This window comes from Anabaena azotica FACHB-119 (genome assembly GCF_014697625.1).
GTDB lineage: Bacteria > Cyanobacteriota > Cyanobacteriia > Cyanobacteriales > Nostocaceae > Trichormus > Trichormus azoticus_A.
Window position 1 is genome coordinate 1 of sequence record NZ_JACJSG010000107.1, and the last position, 5,480, is coordinate 5,480.

Consider the following 5,480-nt stretch of genomic DNA (forward strand, 5'->3'; position numbering starts at 1 on the left):
CGACGAGAAATAGTATAGTTTTCACCTTTTTTGTTGACGACGAAAGCATCGGCAACATAAGTTACTTGATTATCATTGGCTACACCGTATTTCTTAACTAGGGCAACAGCCGCCGCCGCGATCGCTTGATTTTCTTTAGCCTCAAGTTGTCGTCGTCGCCAATTGCGTTGGTAAAGGGTAACATCTTGGGTTTTAGTCCAGTTTGGTGTGGGCGATGGTGGAGTCTCTATTTTAGGTTTACGTAACCAAGAGAACCAACCAGGCGTATCAGTATCTTTTAGGGGTTCTTTTGGGGGTGATTCCTCTTGAGTATTGGTTGCTGTTGGTTGTGGTTTCACTGAAGTAGTATTTGGTGGAGATTGTTGCTCCCGTTGCTCCCCTGGTGTCTGCGTATTGTTGCTTTGCTGTTTTGGCTGACTAAATTCAGCAGTTGATAAAGTCTCTATCTTGAGGTTAGTAGGGGTAATCTTTAACTCGGTTGCGATCGCAGGCTCGTTATTAACAGTAGATTTGTTGGCTGGCGTGGGAACTGCTACATTGTTCACATTGGTTTGTTTGGGTGGTGCTTGGGTAGCCTCCTTTTCTCTTGTAGATTGGTCAGGTGGTGTTTGGACTGTTACATTATCCGACGATTGATTTTCTGTTGGCGCAATTTTTGGTGGATTGGCATTAGTCTGATTTGCTGATGAAGACTGTTGCCCTGATACAGTAGCAGTGCCGTTGTGTTGCGCTCGCTGTGATTGAGTAGTATTTTCAAGAGGAGATGGTTGGGAGCCAACTGCTGCTGGTGGAGTAGTAGGGGTAATCTTTAACTCGGTTGCTACTGCTGGGGAGTTATTAACAGTAGATTTGTCCCGTGGCGTGGGAACTTCTACCTTGTTTCTTGGTTGATGTTGTACAACTTTAGTTGTACCATCCTTGAACTTGATAGTTGAGCGCAAGTCCTGATCTAGATAAAGCCGTTCATCCCGTTGGCGAGAAGCTAGATAGAGCTGTTCATCCCATTGGTGTAAGGGCAAGGCAAGAGATTGCAGTTGCTCAAAAGCCGCACTGCCCCTATTGACGATAAAATCATCCACACCTTTATCTGGCCCTGGCAAAGAAATCACACTGACTTTGCAGCCATTAGTTTCTAGTAATTGTCCAGTACACCTAGTTGCCGCATTAACGTTTCGCACTGTTTCGCTCTTAGTTTCAAAATCAAAGCAGATTTTGAAATCTCGATCCCTAGTAGCAAAAACTGCTAACTCAGGATGCAAATAGTGCGTTTGTTTGCCTTGAGTGTTGTGGAACTCAATTTCCTCGTCAGAGGACTCAACTTCATCCTCGATGACAAACGATCTGGCATCATCCTCACTCAAGTCTGTGTTAACTTCATTGTCAATAGGTTTTTCAGACTTCTTAGTTTTATAATAGCCGCCGTTAATCCCCGCCAGCCCAATGGCGGCGTAACCTTGGCTTAACAGACTGGCTGTTTTCTTCGCCCCCTCCGTAATTGTGATTGGTACATTGTGCTTCCATACACAATACCAAAATCCCGAAGCGCGATCGCTTTCGTTGGGATTGACACCTGCCTTTTGGTAAATACCTTGTGCAATATCCTCTGGTACATCAAGTAAAAAGATACTTTTTTCAACTCCAGGTGGATGCTCATATTTGGTAAACTTCCCTGGAACTACTACAGTAACCCCATCTTTTTTTTCGGTTTTCGGTCTTGGGGAATCTGGCTTATAGCACCCCCATTCTTTATTTTCTGCAATCTCACCAGTGTTCATTTTCTCAAATTGCCTTGGATCTACTCCGGCACTACACCACCAGCCATCCGTATTATCCAAGAAGGAATATACTTTCATTATTCCACCTGATAGCCTCCCTGTATTTGTCCTTGGTAGTTGATCGCTGATCATCAGTTTTTCCCAAGCTTCATGTGAGCCTTCCCCCTGGCTAAAGTGAAGACTTTGAAAGTTCATGGCGGCAATACCGGGAGCGATCGCACTTTTTTCGACTAGTTCTTGCCAGTGTTTGTCGTCTATATGTGAGGGAGCGATCACACTTCCTTGACTTTGGCTCTTTTGTTGAGATGGAGAAATGCTAGAATCTTCTGCTACCACTTCCTTTATATCTCCCTGTAGTTTCTCTTCAAAATGTGGATTAATTTCTGGATTAACTTCTGAATTAAGTTCTAGATTAATTTCTGGATTAACTTCTGGATTAACTTCGGGGTTAATTTCTTCGTTAACTTCTTCAATTGTGCTTGTTTGCTTTGGGCTGTCTTGCGGAGATAAAGAGCTAGTCAAAATATCTTTTAAACATTCAGCATTATTTTTAATAATGTCTGGATTATTTTTAAAAGTATCAAGACATTCGGCTAAATATTGATTTAAATCTGATTGAAACTCTTGAAAAAAGCTACTATCTCTAATTATCTGATTGTTCTCGTCAATCATGGAAAAGCCAAATGTGCCAGTATTCCCCTGATGAACAACAACAGTTTGGTCATCAGTCTCGACTTTTAGCCCTTGAGTAGAGGACAAAAGATTGGCTTGTTTAGTTTCAGCTATAATTTGAGGGTCAACTAACTGGTATTGTTTGGCATCAGTTATGCCCTGAGTTATAGAGTCAGCAACTGTTGAAGCCACTTCCAAAGTTTCCGTTGCAGTAGTAGAGATATATTCGTTACTCTTGGGGTCATACTTCTCCCACTTCCACCCGCCTTTTCCGTCAGGACTCATGGCATAAGTATCTTTGCCAACTTCCCAATACAGCTTTTTATTGATAGAAGCTTCTACTTTCTTTTTGATGTATTCATCAATATATTTGGCTAGCGGCAAAATTACATCACGGACAATCTGCTCAGTAGTATGAGTATAAGCAGAAGTTAATTGTAAATGTCTTTCGTCAAACATGGGGAATAGGGGTGTAGGGGTGTAGGGGTGTAGGGGTGTAAGGGAAGATTAACTACTTTTTGTTTTCTAATGCACGAATTAAAAGTAGTAGTAACTTTCCAACTGATTCACATTGATTGAGAACAGGATTAATTGTTTGTGATGATGCCAGTTCTACTCTGATTGAGAGTAATAAGTGCGTTTCTAATTCCTTCAAAGACCCTTGTGATAGCACTTCGTGCTGGGTGTAGGGGTGTAGGGGTGTAGGGGGAATTTCTAAATAATACTTGAAGCAAATATGAATTTTCACGTACTACTTCTTACCCTTATACCCTTACACCCCTACACCCTCACACCCCTTCTTAATTTGAGATGTCATACCATAAATCTCTTCTCTAGGAAATGATTTAGTTATTTTGTAACAACTCTCGGCAAGATTCATAGCTTCTTGCCACACTTTTAAATCACGGTACGATTGAATTGAGTGTTCCGACATATGCCTTCCTCACTGTTAAATTTATAAATCTCTTCCCCTTACACCCCTACACCCTTACACCCCTACACCCCTAATTAGAACAACAGTTACAGCATTGGCGTTGTAAATATTGATTATTAATGGGATTGTCAATAATCATCGAACAAGATTGGCGTAAAACTTCATATTGTTGCCAAGTAGCCCCGACGCATTTAATATCTATGACTTTACTTAGAGGTGTGACGCGATTAAAAACAATATGAATGTAAATACTGCTTGGTTGAATATCAAAAAAACAGATATATTGTAAATCATGCCAACCAATACCGTGAATGTATTGGTCAACAATTTTCAAGCAAGATTCATGATTTAGTCTAATATAAACATTTCTCAAGCTGATGATGCTATATATGCCTAAACTCCTTAGCTTTGGTCGGGCTTGGGATAAAGCCTGAAACTCCTGAATAATTTGCTCAGGAGGCAGGTTAATATCAATAAAACTCCCTTTGGCTAAAATCTTCTCTTGAGATAGTGTTTGAATCAGTTCAAAATCATCAATCTTCAATTCTTCAATAGTCATTTTCATAATTGCTAAAGTCCACTTTGAGAACTTCCTTTGTTGATGATAGCGCCGACTTCTTTTGAAGTCAGACCAGTATTTTTAGGAGTACCCGGATTATCAGGCAGGGGAAAATGCGCTTCAACAGCTTGAACCCTCGTTTCTAAATCCTGTTGTGAAGGGAACTGCTGTGTACTTTTCCTCGCTGCTAAACTAACAATTCTCGCCCATTTAAGTTGATTGTATTTATCAATATTTTTTAGGGGTTGAGAAATTTTAATAGTCTTGAGTAGCGGAACAGACCCTTCGTTTTTATTGCCGTATGCCGGATTTATGAAAACACATTTACCAGCAATGAGCTTGAGGAATTGAGCCGATTCAAACAACTTTCTACTTTTCTCTTGCTCACTGATGCTAGTGCTGCTGCTTTTACCAGTAGAACGGCTTTTTTGCTTATACTTAATCTCCTCGTCACCTAAAAAGCTGGAGAATAATTGCGCTGATTCGTTCTCCCCTGGATTAAAGATGAATTTAGTGCTGCAAGCACCAAGGATAGCCTTGGATATTTCTCTTCCGTAATTCTTCTCAAGCTGACCCATATTTTGGAAGCCGATAATCCCGCAGAATCCCTCAGAACGAGATTCGTTGAGCCATCGATATAGGTCAGGCAAGTAAATCGAGGGTAATTCATCCAATGCTACTATCAAGGGGTCAGAGCGCTTCTTGGCGATATTACGAGCAATGGTCATATGTAATATCGAGGTCATGAGAGGGCCTACCGCATCGCGACGTTCTCTATCCAAGCCAAAGATAATCATCTGCTTACCCTTGATTTCTAAGGGTAGAGTCGTCTTGCCAATGAAACAGCCAAGAGTGTTCTTCGCCATGAATCGGGTAAACATGATGCTAGCAGTGGAGACAATCCCCGCGACGGTTTTTTCACTGTCGGCGGAACTGAACACCTGACCAAAGGCAATTTTTACCCAAGGTTTAAGTGACGCAGCCATGAGCCGCTTGACCATCTGCACACTCGACAATATAGCGGCGCAAGTCATGACATCGGCTTGTTGACCGAACTCTTTAGCTAACATCAGTATCGCCTGAGTCAGCTGATCTCCTGCCTGGCTAAAGAACTCATCTGAGGATGAATTGCCCAAAAGCCGAAAATTCTTGTTGATCACGGTAGAAATCTGTCGGGCTGTTTCCGCATCACTACTGTCGCGCAGGAAATCTAGCGGATTGCATACTTCAGATTCAGGAAATCCAGGGGCGAATATGTGGACATCATAGCCCATATGTTTGGCATAAGCCGCAACTTTAGCTTGAGACGGATACTTAAAGTCATAAACTATACACGGATATTCCTGTTCAATAGCTGAGTAAATCATCGGGTTGATGGCAGAGAACGTCTTTCCACTACCGGGAGCGCCGATGACTGCTGTACCTCGTTGCACATCAGGGATATAGAAAGTATTGCCACCACCTCCCTCTTGATGCTTACCAATGTAAAGCGCAGCACTGTCACACTGGGGATTGGCGATTTGCAGTAAGGCTTTTTTCT

Annotated in this window: 3 protein-coding genes and 1 pseudogene; all 4 read right to left on the reverse strand. The window is 41.9% G+C overall.

Going from position 1 to position 5,480, the window contains the following annotated elements; genetic code table 11:
* A partial coding sequence (locus H6G83_RS34415; RefSeq protein ID WP_242045012.1) for a DUF3854 domain-containing protein occupies positions 1–2,906 on the reverse strand: 2,906 nt, incomplete at its 3' end.
* Between the two features lie 52 nt (positions 2,907–2,958).
* Positions 2,959–3,381: pseudogene (locus H6G83_RS35765) on the reverse strand (four helix bundle protein).
* 70 nt (positions 3,382–3,451) lie between these two features.
* Positions 3,452–3,940, reverse strand: a complete 489-nt coding sequence (locus H6G83_RS34425; RefSeq protein ID WP_242045013.1) for a relaxase/mobilization nuclease domain-containing protein — start codon at positions 3,938–3,940, stop codon at positions 3,452–3,454.
* A gap of 11 nt (positions 3,941–3,951) precedes the next feature.
* On the reverse strand, positions 3,952–5,480 hold a 1,529-nt coding region (locus H6G83_RS34430; RefSeq protein ID WP_190480619.1), incomplete at its 5' end, for a type IV secretory system conjugative DNA transfer family protein.

Excerpts from the sequence above, each read along its gene's own strand:
- H6G83_RS34425 (WP_242045013.1), bottom strand. The coding sequence starts at position 3,940 with ATGACTATTGAAGAATTGAAGATTGATGATTTTGAACTGATTCAAACA.